The sequence below is a fragment of the Psychroserpens sp. XS_ASV72 genome, from assembly GCF_041224425.1.
Classification (GTDB): Bacteria; Bacteroidota; Bacteroidia; order Flavobacteriales; family Flavobacteriaceae; genus Psychroserpens.
In genome coordinates this window covers 441133-459570 of record NZ_JBGFGL010000077.1, presented here as the reverse complement: position 1 = coordinate 459570, position 18438 = coordinate 441133, and the positions used below count along the sequence as shown (strand labels likewise).

The window sequence follows — 18438 nt, the reverse complement described above, 5'->3', positions numbered from 1 at the left end:
ATTTTATATTTTTTTTAAGTAACTATAACCGTATTTAAATACATATAATTGTATTTTTGTTTAAATATTTATTTATGCTACAAACAGCCTCATTTGTCGGTTTTGTAAGAACGATTCTAATCATCCTCTTGATCTATTATGGAATCAAGATTCTGTCGCGCATTTTTGCTCCTTATCTTCTACGATACATGTCTAGAAAAATGCAAGAAAAATACGGAGGACAGTTTTATCAGCAGAAAAATGAACCTAAGCACAAAGAAGGGGAAACGGTTATAGATAAGGTTCCTAAACGTGAGAATTCTTCAGACAAAAGTATAGGTGAGTACGTAGATTACGAAGAAATTGAGTAAATTTCGACTTCATTGATAATTTGTTTTCATGGCATTTTCTTTTAAAAAAGTACTTCCACATTTACTGATAATTGTTGGTTTTGTGGCAGTTTCCCTAGCATATTTCAGTCCGGTTCTTCAAGGTAAAAAAATCTTTCAAAGTGACATCATGCACTACATTGGGATGTCTAAACAGCAAAAGGATTTTAAGGCACAGACAGGCGAGGAAACCTATTGGACCAACAGTGCCTTTGGAGGCATGCCAACTTATCAATTAGGGGCTAAATATCCTCATAATTATATTAAAAAATTAGACCTTTCCTTACGGTTTTTACCACGACCAGCAGACTATCTGTTTATCTATTTACTTGGGTTTTATATTTTACTCTTAGCCTTAAAAGTTGAATTTAGGTTAGCGGCTTTAGGTGCCTTGGCTTTTGGCTTTTCAACCTATCTTATTATCATTCTTGGTGTTGGCCATAATAGTAAAGCTCATGCCATTGCCTATATGCCATTAGTGTTAAGTGGTATTATACTAACGTTTCAGAAACGATATATTCTCGGATTTATCTTGACCACAGTGGCTCTCGGTTTAGAGATATGTGCCAATCATTTTCAAATGACGTATTATCTATTGTTATTGGTGATCGTTCTTGGAATCGCTTATCTCATTGATGCTTATAGAAAACAGGAATTACCTCAGTTTTTTAAGGTTGTTGGTATTTTATCTATTGCAGCCATACTTTCTGTTGGATTAAATGCCACAAATGTTTTGGCAACCCAAGAATATGTAAAAGAGAGTAGTCGTGGTCCAAGTGAGTTGACCATCAATCCTGATGGGTCTGCTAGAGCGGTTACTAACGGACTTAGTAAAGACTATATCACAGAGTATAGCTACGGAATTCTGGAAACTTTCAATCTCTATATTCCACGATTTTTAGGTGGAGGAAGTGGAGAAGATGTTGGAAAGGATTCTGCGCTTTTTGAGTTCTATACAAGCTTGGGAGCCAGTCCTATTGAGGCTTTGAATGAAGCGAAGAATGTCCCGACATATTGGGGCGAGCAAACCATTGTAGAAGCGCCAGCTTATATTGGAGCAGTCGTGTTATTCTTGTTTGTCTTTGCGCTTTTTATGGTTAAAGGACGTCTAAAATGGTGGCTTGTTGGCGGAAGTTTATTGTCTTTGATTTTATCGTATGGCGATAGCCAACCTTTTGCGTTTATAACCAACTTCTTTATTGATTATGTGCCACTTTACAATAAGTTTAGAGCTGTAAGTTCTATTCAGGTTATTCTCGAATTATGTGTTCCTGTGTTAGCAATTTTCGGATTGGTAAAATTATTTGAAAGCACACAAACGGAAGATGCCAAAATTAAAACGTTAAAATACACGACGATTATTACTGGTGGTTTGGCATTAGGATTTTTAGTGTTCAGTGGTTCATTTGATTTTGTAGGTGTGAATGATGGGTATTACAGACAGGTGTATGGTCAATTTGGAGAAGCTTTTGTTGACGCTCTACGAGAAGATAGAAAATCTTTTTTCATTCAGGATACTTTGAGAACATTGATCCTTGTACTTATTTCTGCAGGAACAATTTTTATCTTTTTGAAAAGTAAGATATCCCAAAATCTAACGATTGGAGTGTTTGCTATTTTGATTCTTTTCGATTTGGTAGCTGTCGATAGACGCTATGTCAATAATGACGATTTTGTATCTGCTCTAAAGGTTGATAAGCCTTACCAGCCGAACGCAGCAGATAAGGAAATCTTAAATGATAAAGACTATTTTAGAGTTTGGGACATTTCCAATGAAGGAAGTCGAGCGCCAGCTCGTGCTGCCTATTTCCATAATTCATTAAATGGTTATCACGCAGCTAAATTGAAGCGTTTTGATGAACTTTATGATTTTCATATAGCTAAAAACAATATGAACGTTATCAACATGCTGAATTCCAAATACATTATAGCAGAGGAAGAAGGTCAAGTATTTCCATACCTGAACCAAGATGCTAATGGGAATGCATGGTTTGTTGAAGATTTAGAGAAATTAGATTCTGCTAATAATGAGATTTTAGCTTTAGATAGTTTAAATACGAAGAAGAAAGCTGTCACAACAGAAGATGTGTTATTATCTAAAAAGTTTCAGGTTGATTCAACAGCTTCCATAGAATTAACAGAATATAAGCCGAATAATTTAAAATATAAATCGGTAAATCCTAATGATGGCTTTGCTGTGTTTTCTGAAATGTATTATAGTCATGGATGGGTCGCGACCATTGATGGAAAAGCAGTTCCAATACATCGAGTGAATTACGTTTTGCGAGGTTTGGAAGTGCCATCTGGTCAGCATGATATTGAGTTTAAATTTGAACCTCAGGTTGTAAAGACAGGAAGCACTATCGCTCTGGCAAGTTCAATTCTTTTTGGTTTGATATTACTTGGCGGATTGTTCATGGAGTTTAGAAAAAACAAAGATTAAATTCGTTTTAACGCTAATCTTTTTGATGCATGGATAAAGTTCTCATCATTACGTATTATTGGCCACCAGCTGGAGGTCCAGGTGTACAACGATGGTTGAAGTTTACCAAATATTTACCAGAAAATGGCTTTGAACCGATTGTGTATTGTCCTGAAAATCCGAATTATCCTATCGTAGATGAAACACTCTTAAATGAGGTTCCAAAGGAAACAACAGTTATAAAACAACCTATCAAAGAGCCTTATCGTTTTGCAAATTTATTGTCAAAGAAAAACACAAAAGATATTAGTTCTGGTGTGATTCCTGAGCAAAAAAAACAAACCATTGCTCAAAAATTACTGCTGTATATTCGAGGAAATTTTTTCATTCCAGATGCTCGTAAAAATTGGGTCAAACCTTCGGTGAAATTTCTTTCAGAATATATTTCAGAAAACAATATAAAAACTCTTGTCACAACTGGTCCGCCACACAGTTTACATCTTATCGGACTTCAGTTAAAACAAGATTTAGGAATCAAATGGATTTCTGATTTTAGAGATCCGTGGACCACCATAGGATATCATAAAACACTGAAACTAACGAAGTCCTCAAAACAAAAACATAGTGCCTTAGAGACTAAAGTTTTAAATGCATCAGATCATATTATAGTTACTAGTAACAACACAAAAACAGAATTTTCAAATAAAACCAACAGACCAATTTCGGTAATTACCAATGGTTATGATGTCCACCACATTCAACGACCAGATAAAGATTCTAAATTTACCATGTCGCATATTGGATCGCTCTTATCGGAAAGAAACCCGAAGGCTTTGTGGCATGTGCTAAAAGAGTTAATTGATGAAGATACTTCTTTTGCAGAGCAATTTCAGCTTAACCTGATAGGTGTTGTCAGTGATGTTGTCATGCAAACCATTAGAGATCTCGGACTTTCAGATTATGTGAATTTTCAAGGTTATGTGAGTCATGAAGCGGCTGTAAAAGCCCAGATGCAATCACAAGTTTTACTATTGATTGAGATTGATTCCGAAGATACTAAAGCTATAATTCCAGGAAAACTTTTTGAGTATATGGTTTCGCAAACACCTATTTTAGGAATTGGACCAAAAGATTCAGATGTTGAATCTATTTTGAAAACCACAAATACGGGAACCTATTTTAGCTACACGGAAAAGCAAGCTCTAAAATCACAGATTTTATTGTATTTTGAAGCGTTTAAATCCGATTCATTATCAGTAAATGGTATTGGTTTGCAACAATACAGTAGAAAAGCGCTTACCAAATCTCTTGCTGAGCTACTAAAAGATTAGTTTAAATAGAAGAGGGAACTATGGGAATCGTCATTAACCAGTCATTTAAAAACACCATAACAACCTATTTGGGGTTTGGTTTAGGTGCCATAAATACACTTTTCCTTTACACCGAATTTATGAGTGACACCTATTACGGATTGGTTGCTTATATCTTATCTACTGCTAATATTATGATGCCATTGATGGCTTTCGGAGCACATAATACCTTGGTAAAATACTATTCCTCGTTTAAGTCTAAAAATTCATTGAATAGTTTTTTAACCTTGATGCTCTTTTTGCCCTTGGCATTAGCTGTTCCGGTAGGTGTACTTGGTTATTTGGGTTACGATACGATTGCATCATTGCTCTCTCAAAAAAATCCTATTGTAGGCGATTATCTTTGGTATATCTTCATTACGGCTTTATGTATGGCCTATTTTGAAGTTTTCTATGCTTGGGTAAAGGTTCAAATGCAAACGGTTTATGGAAATTTCCTTAAAGAGGTTTTTCATCGGGTTGGTGCCATGTGTTTATTATTTGCATTGTTTTTTCAGTGGATTACAATTGATCAATTTTTGATTGGACTTGTTGGCGTTTATGTTTTAAGAATGTTGCTCATGCTAACTAATGCATTTTACATCAGGCTTCCAGTGTTTAGGTTTGAAAGGATTGGAAATATAGGTTCTATTCTAAAATATTCAAGTTTAATCATTATTGCAGGTTCAATAGCGACCATGATTTTGGATATTGATAAATTTATGTTGAACAACTATATTGCTATTGAAAAAGTAGCCTATTACAGTGTAGCTGTTTTTATTGCGACTGTCATTGCGGTTCCGCAACGTGCTATGCATCAAATTATGTTGCCATTGACCGCAACCTTCATAAATGATAAAAATACAACTGAACTTAGAGATTTATATCAGCGTAGCTCTTTGACTTTGTTTGTAATTAGTGGTTTTGTTTTCTTGCTTATTGTTGTCAATATAAATCAACTTTATGAAATCATCCCATCGGAGTTTTCTGGCGGATTGGTAGTGGTGTTTTTGATAAGTATAGCAAAGCTCTATGATAATGTATTGGGAAATAATAATGCCATTCTTTTTAATAGTGATTATTATAGAATGATTTTGGTTTTTGGCGTTATCCTAGCCGTTACTGCTGTTGTTCTCAATATGATCCTGATTCCTTTGTATGGCATTAACGGATCGGCTCTTGCTACGATGATAGCCGTAGTGATTTACAATACCATAAAAATCATTTTTGTGAAGCAGAAGTTTGGAATGCTTCCTTTTACGATACAAAGTCTGAAAATCTTATTACTTATAATCCTTTGCGTGTTGGCATTTTACTTTTGGGAATTTTCATTTCATCCTATAGTGAATATTGGTTTGAAATCACTTTTATTAGGAATTATCTATGCTTTTTTGGTTACTAAGCTTAGGATTTCTGACGATATTTCAGAAGTCATTAAAAGATATACCAAGTTATTTAAAAGCTAAGGTATAAAATGGGAAAATCCCATAAGGTGCTTTGAGGCATACTGCTTATGGGAAATTCCAACTAACCAACCAAAAAATTATATATCTAAATTATCGTGTTCTTGTTCTTGATGTTCTTGAAGTCGAAGGTCTACTTGTACTTCTTGAACTTTTGCTTTTTACATTAGAGCTTTTTCTGTTGCTCTTCATTTGCTGCATCGATTTTGACGACTTTACTGTTGCTCTTTTACTAGATATACGAGTATCGGAACGGTTTGGTTTTCTAATCGATGTATTTTTTCTAACTGAACTTCTATTATTAGACACAGAAGTATTGCTTCTGGTCACATTTCTAGTTGTTGTAGCTCTATCATTGCTTCTTGAGCTTAATGCACTGGTGTTACTTCTAGTTGTATTTGATCTATTAGTACGTGCTGAGCTATTTCTATTTGTGTTTGATCTATTGATACTAGCATTAGAACGCGTGTTGTTATTTCTAGAGGTTACTGCTCTTGAATTAGAGCGTGTTGTATGAGTATTATTACCTCTAAGTGTCGCTTCCTGACGATATCTTGTATTAATACTGGTGCCTCTACGTCCATTACTAGCCACCACATCTCGTCTGCTATTAACTCTAACTGGTTGTCTTACATTGTTTCTGTAAGGTCTGTAGTAAGTATGTCTAACAGGTGTATAATACTGTCTGTAAGGTCTATTGTAAACCACACAATAACTTGCCGAAGGAATCACATAGAATCGATGCCATGGTCTGTATACATAATAACGGTTGTAAACATTGATGTATCCAGTAAAGTGAGTAAACACTCTGTTTCTGTTATAGTATACAAATAAACCTCCTACACGTGCTACTCGACCAAAGTTATTATAGTGTATGTTGATATTACCTATTTGCGTAACACGACCATAATAATCGTAAAATATAGGTGTGTTCTCTATCTGAATGATAGCTCCAAAGTCGTCATATTGTACATAAGGATTGTAATCGTATCCTGAGTTGAAACTTATAGAAACTCCAGGTGTATTGACCGCAACATTTACATTTGGACCATAGTTTTGCATATAAAAATCAAACTGTCCGTCAGCAAACACTGAAAATTCAATACCATTCTCAACAAAAATGAAAGAATTACCATAACCTCTAACATAATTGCTGGTCGTGTTGGTTAAAGCTGATACTGCATTTCCTGAAAGGAAGACTACAGATAATAAAAGAATTAATTTTTTCATAATTGTCAAGGTTTTTATTGTTACAACACATACAAATCAATTAGCGTGCCAAAAACTCAATTGTTGTTATAATAAGCTGTAATACAGTTAGTTAAATTTAGTCTTTAATCAATTTCAATAAAGGTTAAGTTTTTACTTTGTTAAAAAACAGTATTTTAGTAAATGTTAACCAACCAATCATTAACCTAATGAGTACAGCAATTTCTGAGCCGCTAGATTTACGTAATATCTTTTCATTTAAATCCATACTCTTAAAACTATTAGGCGTTATATGTGCCGTTGTAGCCATTAAAGGTTTTATGATTCCTAATCATTTTCTGGATGGTGGCTTGCTTGGGATTTCAATTTTACTACATGAGTTTTATCACATAGATGTTTGGATTCCTTTATTGCTTTTAAACATTCCTTTTGTGATTATCGGCTTTAAAAAAATAGGGAAGAACTTTGCTTTGCACTCGTTATTATCTTTAATATTTTTAGGAATAGCCCTTATTTTTTTACCGATTCCGGAAGTCACCAAAGATCATTTCTTGGTCGCTGCTTTTGGAGGTGTTTTTGTCGGACTAGGAATTGGCTTTGTTATTCGTGGTGGAGGTGTAATTGACGGTTTGGAAATTATTGCTGAGTTCACTAATAAGAAGTTTGGTTTAACAACCTCAGAAATCATCATGGCTATTAATACATCAATATTCCTAATTATAGCCATATTTCTAGGATTGGAAAAAGCGATGTATTCTATTTTGACATTTTTTACTGCTGTTAAGGTGTCTGATTATGTTGTTGATGGATTTGAAAAATTGATTTCCTTAACCATTATTTCACCGAACTCAGAATTGGTAAAATCCATGATCGTGAACGACTTCAATAAAGCCATCACAGTATATAAAGGAGAACGCGGAAACTTACCTGGTTCCTTTGGTGTGAAGCACGATTGCGATATTGTTGTTGCTGTAGTCACCAGATTGGAAGTCCATAAAATCAAAAAGGCTATAGCTGAAAAAGATCCCAAGGCATTTATGTTTGTTCAAAATATTAATGAAGTAGGAGGTGGACTGCTTAGTAAAAAACATGGGCATTGATGCGAGAGAACTTCAAAAGCATAAAAAAGCATATTCTTACAGTTCTATCTTCAGAATTACCGGAATATTTAACCTATCATAGTGTCGAGCATACCAAATATGTTTTGGAAAAAGTAATATATATTGCTTCCAAAGAAGCGGTTTCAAGACATGAATTATTTTTGCTGAAAGTTGCTGCTTTATATCATGATGTCGGATTTATCCAAACACATAACGAGCATGAAAAAATAGGTTGCGATATAGCAAGAAAAGAGTTGCCCAAGTTCGGGATTTCGAAAGAAGACGTTGAAGCTATTTGTGGAATGATCATGGCAACTAAAATTCCACAACGACCAAATACACACTTAGAGGAAATAATAGCGGATGCTGATTTGGAATATCTCGGAACAAAACATTTTGAAGCTGTGAGTGAATTATTATATGAGGAACTAAAGTATTTTAATCCCAAACTCACTAGAAAAGAATGGCATGCCATTCAAATTGATTTCATGGAAAGCCATCAGTACCATACAAAATTCTGTAAGCACTATAAGGCTTATAGAAAGAAACAACATTTGAATCATTTGAGAGAGGTATAAAAAAATCCCAAAGGCTTGGGGAAGCTCTTTGGGATTGTGTAAGCTCATGTTAGTATTTTGGGGGTGAGCTTATAATCGATTTCTTTTTTTACTTTTTTTGATTTTTCCATTCTTTCTATAGTAATAGTAGTTTTCGTCATAACTATCAATATCATTGAACCCTACGGAGTTGTGACCTCCAAATCCAGTATCTACACCACAGTTAAGTTCGGTATTATATTGGTTTACAAAACCAGACGTATGAACGATTTGTCCCCAACGATTGTAGTTAACTCGTAAACCACCAACTTGTCTTAGCATGCCATTTCTTTGGTAGCTCATATAAACAGAGCCTGCACGCTTAATTCGACCCATTCTATCATAGTTGATAAACACATTGCCTATTCGTCTCACTTTTCCAGAAGCATCATGGGTAATAATGACACCAGCTGTTTGTGGCGTGTAGTAATGTCCTCTACTGATGGTTCCCGGAGCTCCATAAGTGGTGTTAACAGAACGACTTAGTGTGTTACTTCTGTAGTAGACCTGTGAAACATTATTCGCGATTTCAGTATTGAAATCAAAACTTCCATCAGGAAAAATTAAAAATTCCACACCTCGTTCAATAAACACTACTGGTTCAGCAAAACGAAAATCGTTCATATTAAAATCTTCCCCATGTGAAACAGCATATCCTGCTGTTGTTGCTGTTGCAGATGTCAATCCTATTAACACCATCGCAATAAAAAGTACTTGCTTTTTCATAATTATAGGTTTTTAGATTTTACCGCGCTTTCAACTCGTTTGAAAACATTTCGGTTTTGTTATTTGACCTATCATAAACAATTTGCATGCCAAAACATTCAACTATTTGTTTTTCAATTAATTACATGTTTTGCAAGTAGCCTTTTGAACTAAGATTGTCATTGTTTTTATTTCAGAAATACAGATTTTGATATATAATTTTTATTACTTTTATACAAGAATAGATGCGTATGGCTAACCAATCCTTAATTCCCGAAGACGCACCTTTACAGTGTCAAAATTGTGAAAAAGAGCTCGATCAGAATTTTGAGTTTTGTCCTCATTGCGGACAAAAAACAAACGATGACCTTACCATAGGTGTGCTTTTTTATAATACGATTAGCAATTATTTCTCCTTTGACGCTAGGTTCCTAAAGAGTTTTATTCCTTTAATGATCAAGCCTGGTTACTTAGCCAAAAAGTTTTTAGAAGGGAAACGACTCCTTTATTTACATCCTGCTCAAATGTACTTGTTCGTTTCGGTGATATTCTTTTTTGTGATTTCCTTTAGCGCTAGGGAATTGGTTCAAAAAGCCGATAAGATTAATCGTGATGTGGTTCAAGCTGAGGTTGATAACGATAACCAAATACTTACTGCAACAACATTGGATTCCACAGAAGTGAATGAAGTGATGTCGCACTTGAAAGAGAATCAAAAAGCTATAGGGTTGAAAGATGAAGATTTAAAAAAAACAGATTCTATTTTAAAGACACAAGGATCTAAATCTAAAAACATTAAATCCAGTTGGGACTTCAATAAAAAGAAAGTTGATTCCTTAGTTGCAAGTGGTGCAGAAGATAGTGTAATCTATAAAGAAATGGGTATGTCTGAAGATGCTGGTTTTATAGAACGCCGTTTTTTTACTAAGATGCTTAGTTTGATAAAAGGTCAAGGAGCGGGTTCTATCATTCAAGCGTTTTTTGATAGTATTCCAATCTCTATGTTTTTTCTTTTACCCCTTTTTGCCTTGATATTAAAACTGTTTTATTACAATAAAGGCGCATATGCACATCACTTGGTGTTCAGTTTTTATTATTTTTCATTTTTGTTTACCGTTTTTTCCATTCTCTTTGCAGTGAACAGGTTTCTTTTTGAAATTCCAGATTGGCTCGATTGGCTAATTGCGTTGTCGACCTATTTCTATTTCTTGATTGCCTTGATACGTTTTTACAAGCAACACTGGTTGCTAACTTGGATTAAAAGTGGTGTGATAACTTTTGTATTCTTGCTTTTTGTAATTCCAACGGCATTTGGAATTTTATTGGCTTTCTCCTTTTTAGGAAGCTAAAGTTTTCCTTTTAAAAAGGTTCCAGTAATTGAGTTTTTATTTTCAACAATGGCTTCAGGTGTGCCAAACGCTACCAGTTCACCACCTCGTTCACCACCTTCTGGACCTAAATCGATGATGTGGTCGGCACATTTTATCAAATCAATATTGTGTTCAATCACAATTATGGAATGTCCTTTTTCAATGAGCGCTTCAAAGGAAGTTAGTAGTTTTTTGATATCATGGAAATGCAAACCAGTTGTTGGTTCATCAAAAATAAATAAAGCATTGTCACTTTTTGTTCCTTTTCCTAAGAAGGAAGCTAACTTGATACGTTGTGCTTCACCTCCTGAAAGAGTAGACGAACTTTGACCTAAGGTAACATATCCCAAACCAACATCCTGTAATGGTTGTAATTTGTTTTGAATCTTGGTTTGCTTGTGTTCTTCAAAAAACGTAATGGCATCATCAATGGTTAAATTCAAGATGTCATCAATGTTTTTTCCATTGAAATTAACTTCCAGAACCTCCTTTTTGAACCGTTTACCATTACAGGTTTCACAGGTCAAATGAACATCTGCCATGAATTGCATTTCAATGGTCACTTCACCTTCGCCTTTACAGGTTTCACAACGTCCGCCATCAACATTAAAACTAAAATGTTTGGCTTTAAAGTTCCTAATCTTACTCAGCTTTTGGTTGGCATACAAAGCGCGAATATCATCATAAGCTTTGATATAAGTTACAGGATTGGAACGTGATGAGCGACCAATAGGATTTTGATCGACAAATTCTATATGTTTGATGTTATTGAAATTCCCTTTCAATTCTGTAAACTGACCGGGCTTATCTCCAAAATCGGTAAGTTCTTTTTGAAGTGCAGGATATAGGATTTTTTTAACCAATGTACTCTTTCCGCTTCCTGAAACACCAGTAATTACGGTAAGCATATTTAAAGGAAAACTAACGTCAATATTTTTAAGATTGTTTTCACGGGCACCTACGATATCTACATGATATTTTGAAGTTCTACGTTTTTTTGGAACTTCAATTTCATATTCACCATTGAGATATTTTGCAGTTAACGAGGTTGAGGTTAAGATATCCTTATAACTTCCAGTAGCTACAACTTCACCACCAAACGTACCAGCTTCTGGACCTATATCGATGATTTCATCGGCAGCTTCCATAATATCTTGGTCGTGTTCAACAACAATTACAGTGTTGCCTAAATCACGTAATGCTTTAAGTACTTTGATAAGTTTTTCAGTATCCTTAGGATGTAATCCAATACTTGGTTCATCTAGAATATACATAGAACCTACTAAGCTGCTACCTAATGAAGTCGCTAAGTTAATACGTTGGCTTTCACCACCAGATAAGGTATTCGATTTTCGGTTAAGCGTAAGATAGTCCAAACCAACATTGGTCAAGAATGTTAATCTATTGGTGATTTCCTTTAGTAATCGCTTTGCAATGCTATAATCGTGTTCACTCAATTCGAGTTGTTTAAAGAAGCTTACTAATTTAATCAATGGCATTTCCACGAGTTCAGTAATGGTGGTATTGGCGATCTTTACATAATTGGCTTCTTTTCTTAAACGCTTTCCTTGACAAACATTACATTTGGTTTTTCCTCTATAACGTGATAGCATGACCCGATTTTGAATCTTGTAGGCTTTGGATTCGAGTTCGGCAAAGAAAGAGTCCAATCCATCAAAATGGGCATTACCTTCCCATATCAACTGCTTTTGCTCTGGAGTTAATTGAAAATAAGGTTTGTGTATTGGAAAATCAAACTTATGCGAGTTGTTTACCAATTGATCTCTATACCAACTCATGCTTTCACCTCGCCATGGAAAAATAGCATTGTCATAAACTGAAAGTCCCGTATTTGGTATCACCAAATCTTCATCAATACCTATAACATCGCCATAACCTTCACATTTAGGACAAGCGCCATAAGGATTGTTGAAACTGAATAAATGCACGTTAGGTTCTAAAAAAGTCATGCCATCAAGCTCAAACCTGTTGTTGAATTCTGTACGTTCAGTGTTGGAAAGATTTTCGATAATGCAGGTCCCTTTTCCTTCAAAAAAAGCCGTTTCAATGGCATCTGCCAGACGATTATAAAAATCTTCTTCGTGCTTTACAATGATTCTATCAACTACAAGAAAGACTTCTTTTTTAAATGTTTGTTGAAGCGCTTCATCAATTCTAAATACCTTTTCGTCATGCTGGATTCTAGAATAACCTTGTTGTTTAAGTACATTGAGCTTATCTTCCATGGTTCTGCCTTCTTCCAAAATAATGGGAGATAGCAGGAGTAATTTCTCTTTATCATCAAACGATTTCACTAAATCGAGAACATCTTTAGTGCGATGCTTTTTTACTTGATTACCAGAAATAGGAGAGTAGGTTCTCCCAATTCTAGCAAAGAGCAATTTTAAGTAATCATAAATTTCAGTAGAGGTACCAACGGTAGATCTCGGATTTGTAGAATTTACTTTTTGTTCGATTGCAATAGCTGGAGCAATGCCTTTTATGAAATCGACCTTAGGTTTGTTTAACCTGCCCATGAACTGTCTAGCGTAGCTCGAAAGGCTTTCAACATAACGTCTTTGACCTTCTGCATATAAGGTGTCAAATGCTAAGCTTGACTTTCCAGAACCCGATAATCCAGTAACGACAACGAGTTTTTGTCTAGAAATCACAACATCAATATTTTTAAGGTTATGGAGTTTTGCTCCCTTTATGATGATGTTTTCTTTAGGATTAACGTCTGAAATATTAGTATTCATAGGAGTTTGAGCAAATTAAGATGTGCAAAGATACTATAAGTATTCCATCCATTAAAATGGATTATTGTACATAAAAATGTTAAAGTTTGCTATGTTTTTTTGGATTTTCGGAATGATTGTTGTTATATTTGGAACGTAACCTATTAAAACAGAGGCGCCTATTTCATAAGATTACTTTATAAATTTTAACCCCAAGCTAAGAATCATTCTTTGCGTTAAAGTAATTATTATGAAACACGAACTTATCACAGACGCTGTTCTAATCAGAAATTATATTGATGGAGACGAGAATGCTTTATCAATTTTAATCCACAGGCACAAACAACGAGTTTACAGCTTTATTTATTCAAAAGTTTTTGATAGAGATATCACTGAAGACATCTTTCAGGACACCTTTATTAAAGTTATTAGAAACTTAAAGCTAGGAAAGTATAACGAAGAAGGTAAATTTTTGCCTTGGGTTATGCGAATAGCACATAATCTGGTAATTGATCACTTTAGAAAAAATAGCCGTATGCCTAAGTTTGACAACACAGGTGATTTCAATATTTTTTCTGTGTTAGGTGATAGTTCCTTAAATGCTGAAAAGCAACTCATTAAAGATCAGGTAGAATGTGATGTAAGACGTATTATTGAAGAATTGCCTGAAGATCAAAGAGAAGTGCTTATCATGCGTATGTACAAGGACATGAGTTTTAAGGAAATCTCAGAGCGTACAGGTGTTAGTATCAATACAGCTTTGGGAAGAATGCGTTATGCACTGATTAATTTAAGAAAGGTAATTGATAAAAATAATATCATTTTAACAAATTGACACAATAAGTAAAGTTTTATTACGTTAATTGAATTATAACAAGCAAAAAAACGTAAAATGGCAAAACTTTACTCTGAATGTCCTAAAAAGAATGAAACGCTAAACCCCAAAAAAGAAACCATTGACTTTCTTTTAAACTATTCAAAGGCTTTAAGTGTTATTAAGTGTAATAATTTGAAGTTTGAAGCACTTCAAAATTAAACCAAAAAATCCTGATTCGTTAGTCATCAGGATTTTTTCTTTTTATAATAATCATTGATGACCGATTTTCGCCCAATGGTTTTGGTGATAATATCTTTTTCCAAATCCCAACCTCTTGCTGGCGAATAGTCTCTTCCGTACCAAATAATTTGAAGATGCAAGTCATTCCATAGGTCTTTTGGGAATAAACGCTTGGCATCCTTTTCCGTTTGTACCACATTTTTTCCATTAGAAAGATTCCATCGATACATGAGTCGGTGAATATGCGTATCGACAGGAAATGCAGGTATTCCGAAAGCTTGTGACAATACCACTGCTGCGGTTTTATGTCCAACAGCAGGCAAGGCTTCCAGGTCTTCATAAGTTTTAGGGACTTGTCCGTTGTGTTTCTCTATTAAAATTTGTGATAATCCATAAATGCCTTTACTTTTCATAGGAGATAAACCTACGGGTTTAATAATGTCTCTAATCTCATCAACACTAAGTTTAATCATATCATATGGGTTGTCTGCTTTTTCAAAAAGTAATGGCGTGATTTGATTCACACGAACATCTGTACTTTGGGCAGACATTAATACGGCTATCAATAAGGTGTAAGGATCTTTATGGTTTAATGGTATAGGAATGGTTGGATACAGGTCTTTTAACGTATTAATAACAAAATCAACCTTTTCTTGCTTCGTCATATATTGTATTTTTACAAACGATAAAGTTACTAATTATGACACAATTAAAAGTAGGAGATAAAGCTCCTGAATTTTCAGCTAAAGATGAACAAGGAAACACGATTTCCTTAACTGATTATAAAGGAAAAAAACTAGTTGTTTTCTTTTATCCAAAGGCGAGTACGCCAGGTTGTACGGCTGAGGCCTGTAATCTCAATGATAATTATGAACGTTTCCAAAAGCAAGGTTATGAGATTTTAGGTGTAAGTGCCGACAGTGCTAAGCGTCAGTCTAATTTTAAGAAGAAATACGGATTTCAATATCCACTATTAGCAGATGAGGATAAATCGGTTATTGAAGCCTTTGGTGTTTGGGGACCTAAAAAATTTATGGGTAAAGAATACGATGGCATTCACAGAACGACTTTCGTTATTGATGGAAATGGCATTATTGAAGATGTCATTACAAAAGTGAAAACCAAAGCACATGCAGAACAGATTCTGTCAGAATAGAAAATGACAAATTAGATAGACAAAAAAAGCCGCTTTGAAATAAGCGGCTTTTTTGTAGATGAATCTATCGTTGATCTCCTAAATGGACTTGTTCCGATTCACATCCAAAAAGGCTTTTTTCTTTAATTAGTTTAGAAACGCCTTCAGGCAGCATGGTTTCCCAGTCATCATTTCCGCTTGCGATCTTCTTAAGAACGGTTCTAGAAAAAATAGTTAAGATCGAATCATCGTAATCTGTGATATCTACAACCTTACCATTATATTTGAAGAATTTGTATAATTCTTTCATTCTAGGATGAACTTTCAAGTTCTCACTTGTAGTAACTGTACCATCATCGTTCTGCATTGGATACAGATACACGCGAAGGTCTTTGAAGAATAGTTTTCCAAAAGCTTCAAGAATTCCTCCACTTAAATGGCGATAATACTTTTCGTCAAAAATATCAACGAGATTGTTGACACCCATAGCCAATCCCATTCTGTTCTTGGTATATTGTGAGAAGTATTCCACAAGTTTATAATACTCTTGGAAATTGGAAATCAAAACCGTTTGACCAAGTGAACAAAGTAGTCGAGCACGATCCATGAAATCCTGTTCGTCAATTTCACCTTCAGCTCTCAAATTGGATAAGGTAATTTCAAAAATAACTTGGGTATTCTTTTCATCCACTTTATTTTCCTTAATGAACATGTCAAATGATTTCTTGTACATGTCCATATTTACCTTGGTTACAGGTCTGAAGCTTCCACGTAAAGCTAAAATGTTCTTTTTGTAAAGTACTCTTGCTGGCAAGACATTGTTTCCGTCAGGAGCGAACATCACAGCGTCTGTCATGCCATTTTTCACCAGTTGCAAACTCATTAATCGGTTATCGACATCTTCAAAAACTGGACCGGCAAAATTAATGGTATCAATTTCTAGCTGATCTTTATCCAAATGATCATAGAGATAACGTAAGAGCTTTTTTGGCTCATTGTATTTGTAAAAAGCACCATAAATTAAATTCGTGCCTAAGACACCAAGAGTCTCTTGTTGAAGTCTAGCATCATTTTCCTTAAAACGAACATGAAGCACAATTTCGTTGTAATCTTGTTTGGCATCTACTTGATATTTGATACCGACCCAACCATGGCCTTTATATTTTTTTGCAAAATCAATAGTGGCAACCGTATTGGCATAAGCAAAAAACATTTTATTGGGATGTGTTTCGCGAACCAAACGTTCTTCAACCAAATTAATTTCATGGTCTAACATCTTGCGAAGGCGCGCTTCGGTAACATAACGCTTGTCATCTTCAATGCCGTAAATAGCATCACTAAAGGCTTTATCGTAAGCAGACATCGCTTTTGCAATGGTTCCAGAAGCACCACCAGCTCTAAAGAATTGACGTACAGTTTCTTGTCCTGCGCCAATCTCAGCGAAAGTCCCGTAAATATTTTCATTGAGGTTAATTCGTAAGCACTTGGTTCTTAACGAAGGAATCTCTTCAAACTCTCTATCTCCTTTTAAGGTTATTTCCATCTCTTAATCTGGGTTTTGTCAACCACACAAAGGTATTAAATTAGAAAGTATAACTAAAAAAATAAGTTTTATTTTTGCAATAAATTAGCAGTATTGAAGATTACATTTTTAGGAACAGGTACATCTCAAGGTATTCCGGTTATTGGAAGTGATCATCCAGTTTGTCTTAGTTCGAACCCTAAAGATAAGCGACTAAGAGTCTCTGTTTTGGTTGAATGGGACGACTACACTTATGTAGTGGATTGTGGACCTGATTTCCGTCAGCAAATGCTTCGTGCCAATTGCAACAAAATTGATGGTATTGTTTTTACCCATGAACATGCCGACCATACTGCTGGATTAGATGATATTAGACCATTTTATTTCAGGCAAGGAGATATTCCATTTTATGCTCATAAACGTGTGTTGGGAGAACTCAATAAGCGTTTCAATTATATTTTCACAACAGCACCAAAATATCCAGGTGTTCCGAGTGTTATTCAGCATGAAATTAAAAATAAACCTTTTGTGTTAGGAAACTTGGAAGTGATTCCAATTAACGGATACCACCATAAACTTCAGGTTTTTGGATTTCGGTTTGGAGATTTTGCTTATCTGACAGATATGAAAACGGTTGCTGATAAAGAAATCGAGAAATTAAGAGGCATAAAGGTTTTGGTGGTCAATGCTTTGAGGGAAGAAGAGCACATTTCACATTTTAATGTTTCCGAAGCGTTAGCTTTTATTGATAAAGTGAAACCAGAAAAAGCTTATTTAACCCATATTAGCCATTATCTTGGTTTTCATGACGACGTACAACAAAAATTGCCAGATAACGTTTTCTTGGCATATGATACTTTAGAATTACATATTTAAACGATAACTTATGAAACAACGCATATTCATGTACCTTTTTATTTTCACCTTATTATTGGTGTTATTTCAATATGTTAACTCTAAAAACATCATTGAAGATTACGATCAAAAGCTTACCAATTATATGGAGTCCAATACTGCATTGAGAGATTCTATTCAAATGATTAAAGATGAAGAGGTTACGAGTCTTTATACCTTTAAATTTGACACCAATGAAGACGCAATGATATATTGGGAAGATCAAGGTTTTCGTATTTCTGAGTTCGTTCCTTTTATCAAGGATGAATTGATGAGCTTGAATGTTTATGATTCTGAAGACCATCCATTAGTGCCTTATGCATCTATGTCTGGTCAAAAAATGCTAATTGACCAGATAAGAATGCTTAACCATAAATGGATTATAGCCAGCTTCACTGATGGAAAATATTGGGGAGAAATGCTTTTGGGATATGATTTGGAAACTGTTGGAAACGAGAAAAATCTAAAATTCAGAATCATAGAATCCCACTTATATACACCGCGTTAAAA

Annotated in this window: 17 protein-coding genes; 12 read left to right on the top strand and 5 right to left on the bottom strand. The window is 34.7% G+C overall.

The genetic code is table 11. The features are described from left to right. Positions 1–74 precede the first annotated feature (74 nt). From AB9K26_RS10855 to AB9K26_RS10840, 4 genes are read left to right on the top strand one after another with little or no spacing between them, the layout of a single operon-like run. A complete protein-coding gene (locus tag AB9K26_RS10855) occupies positions 75–350 on the top strand; it encodes a DUF4834 family protein (RefSeq protein ID WP_369972577.1) in 276 nt (91 codons plus the stop codon). Positions 351–378: 28 nt separating this feature from the next. Beyond that, complete coding sequence (locus AB9K26_RS10850) at positions 379–2811, top strand: YfhO family protein (RefSeq protein WP_369972576.1); 2433 nt, start codon at positions 379–381, stop codon at positions 2809–2811. Between the two features lie 29 nt (positions 2812–2840). Further along, positions 2841–4121 carry a glycosyl transferase family 1 gene (locus AB9K26_RS10845; RefSeq protein ID WP_369972575.1) on the top strand — a complete coding sequence of 427 codons (1281 nt, stop codon included), beginning with the start codon at positions 2841–2843 and terminating at the stop codon, positions 4119–4121. Positions 4122–4141: 20 nt separating this feature from the next. Further along, the gene (locus tag AB9K26_RS10840; RefSeq protein ID WP_369972574.1) at positions 4142–5605 is read left to right on the top strand and encodes a polysaccharide biosynthesis C-terminal domain-containing protein; all 1464 of its coding nucleotides are present in this window, start codon (positions 4142–4144) and stop codon (positions 5603–5605) included. A gap of 90 nt (positions 5606–5695) precedes the next feature. Here the strand turns inward: AB9K26_RS10840 and AB9K26_RS10835 are convergent, their stop codons facing one another. Continuing rightward, positions 5696–6832, bottom strand: coding sequence for a hypothetical protein (locus tag AB9K26_RS10835; protein ID WP_369972573.1), 1137 nt, complete (start codon positions 6830–6832; stop codon positions 5696–5698). 188 nt (positions 6833–7020) lie between these two features. Between AB9K26_RS10835 and AB9K26_RS10830 the strand changes: the two genes are divergently transcribed. Together AB9K26_RS10830 and AB9K26_RS10825 are read left to right on the top strand one after the other, a co-directional pair. Further along, positions 7021–7911: a YitT family protein gene (locus tag AB9K26_RS10830; RefSeq protein WP_369972572.1), complete on the top strand. Its 891-nt coding sequence runs from the start codon at positions 7021–7023 to the stop codon at positions 7909–7911. Beyond that, on the top strand, positions 7911–8489 hold the full coding sequence (locus tag AB9K26_RS10825; RefSeq protein ID WP_369972571.1) for an HD domain-containing protein: 579 nt from the start codon (positions 7911–7913) through the stop codon (positions 8487–8489). Before AB9K26_RS10830 ends, AB9K26_RS10825 begins: the two co-directional genes overlap by 1 nt. A gap of 69 nt (positions 8490–8558) precedes the next feature. Here the strand turns inward: AB9K26_RS10825 and AB9K26_RS10820 are convergent, their stop codons facing one another. Further along, the gene (locus AB9K26_RS10820; protein ID WP_369972570.1) at positions 8559–9233 is read right to left on the bottom strand and encodes a hypothetical protein; all 675 of its coding nucleotides are present in this window, start codon (positions 9231–9233) and stop codon (positions 8559–8561) included. A gap of 230 nt (positions 9234–9463) precedes the next feature. Here AB9K26_RS10820 and AB9K26_RS10815 point away from each other — a divergent pair, with 230 nt between their 5' ends. Next, positions 9464–10561 (top strand): DUF3667 domain-containing protein, encoded by a 1098-nt coding sequence (locus AB9K26_RS10815; RefSeq protein ID WP_369972569.1) that lies wholly within the window; start codon positions 9464–9466, stop codon positions 10559–10561. On the opposite strand, the gene uvrA is transcribed toward AB9K26_RS10815, so the two are convergent. Continuing rightward, the gene (gene uvrA, locus AB9K26_RS10810; protein WP_369972568.1) at positions 10558–13341 is read right to left on the bottom strand and encodes an excinuclease ABC subunit UvrA; all 2784 of its coding nucleotides are present in this window, start codon (positions 13339–13341) and stop codon (positions 10558–10560) included. The two genes, AB9K26_RS10815 and uvrA, sit on opposite strands and share 4 nt — an antisense overlap. Before the next feature lie 229 nt (positions 13342–13570). On the opposite strand from uvrA, the gene AB9K26_RS10805 reads away from it, so the two are divergent. Beyond that, entirely contained in the window at positions 13571–14155 is a 585-nt protein-coding gene (locus AB9K26_RS10805; protein ID WP_369972567.1) for an RNA polymerase sigma factor, read from the top strand. A gap of 57 nt (positions 14156–14212) precedes the next feature. Then, positions 14213–14356, top strand: coding sequence for a hypothetical protein (locus AB9K26_RS10800; protein WP_369972566.1), 144 nt, complete (start codon positions 14213–14215; stop codon positions 14354–14356). A 26-nt stretch (positions 14357–14382) separates the two neighbouring features. On the opposite strand, the gene nth is transcribed toward AB9K26_RS10800, so the two are convergent. Next, positions 14383–15042: an endonuclease III gene (gene nth, locus AB9K26_RS10795; protein ID WP_369972565.1), complete on the bottom strand. Its 660-nt coding sequence runs from the start codon at positions 15040–15042 to the stop codon at positions 14383–14385. Positions 15043–15077: 35 nt separating this feature from the next. Between nth and bcp the strand changes: the two genes are divergently transcribed. Continuing rightward, a complete protein-coding gene (gene bcp / locus AB9K26_RS10790) occupies positions 15078–15533 on the top strand; it encodes a thioredoxin-dependent thiol peroxidase (protein ID WP_369972564.1) in 456 nt (151 codons plus the stop codon). Positions 15534–15597: 64 nt separating this feature from the next. On the opposite strand, the gene AB9K26_RS10785 is transcribed toward bcp, so the two are convergent. Then, positions 15598–17055: a TonB-dependent receptor gene (locus AB9K26_RS10785; RefSeq protein ID WP_369972563.1), complete on the bottom strand. Its 1458-nt coding sequence runs from the start codon at positions 17053–17055 to the stop codon at positions 15598–15600. 93 nt (positions 17056–17148) lie between these two features. Between AB9K26_RS10785 and AB9K26_RS10780 the strand changes: the two genes are divergently transcribed. Both AB9K26_RS10780 and AB9K26_RS10775 read left to right on the top strand, forming a co-directional pair. Then, positions 17149–17910, top strand: a complete 762-nt coding sequence (locus tag AB9K26_RS10780) for an MBL fold metallo-hydrolase (RefSeq protein WP_369972562.1) — start codon at positions 17149–17151, stop codon at positions 17908–17910. A 10-nt stretch (positions 17911–17920) separates the two neighbouring features. Beyond that, positions 17921–18436, top strand: a complete 516-nt coding sequence (locus AB9K26_RS10775) for a hydrolase (protein ID WP_369972561.1) — start codon at positions 17921–17923, stop codon at positions 18434–18436. The last annotated feature ends 2 nt before the right edge of the window (positions 18437–18438 follow it).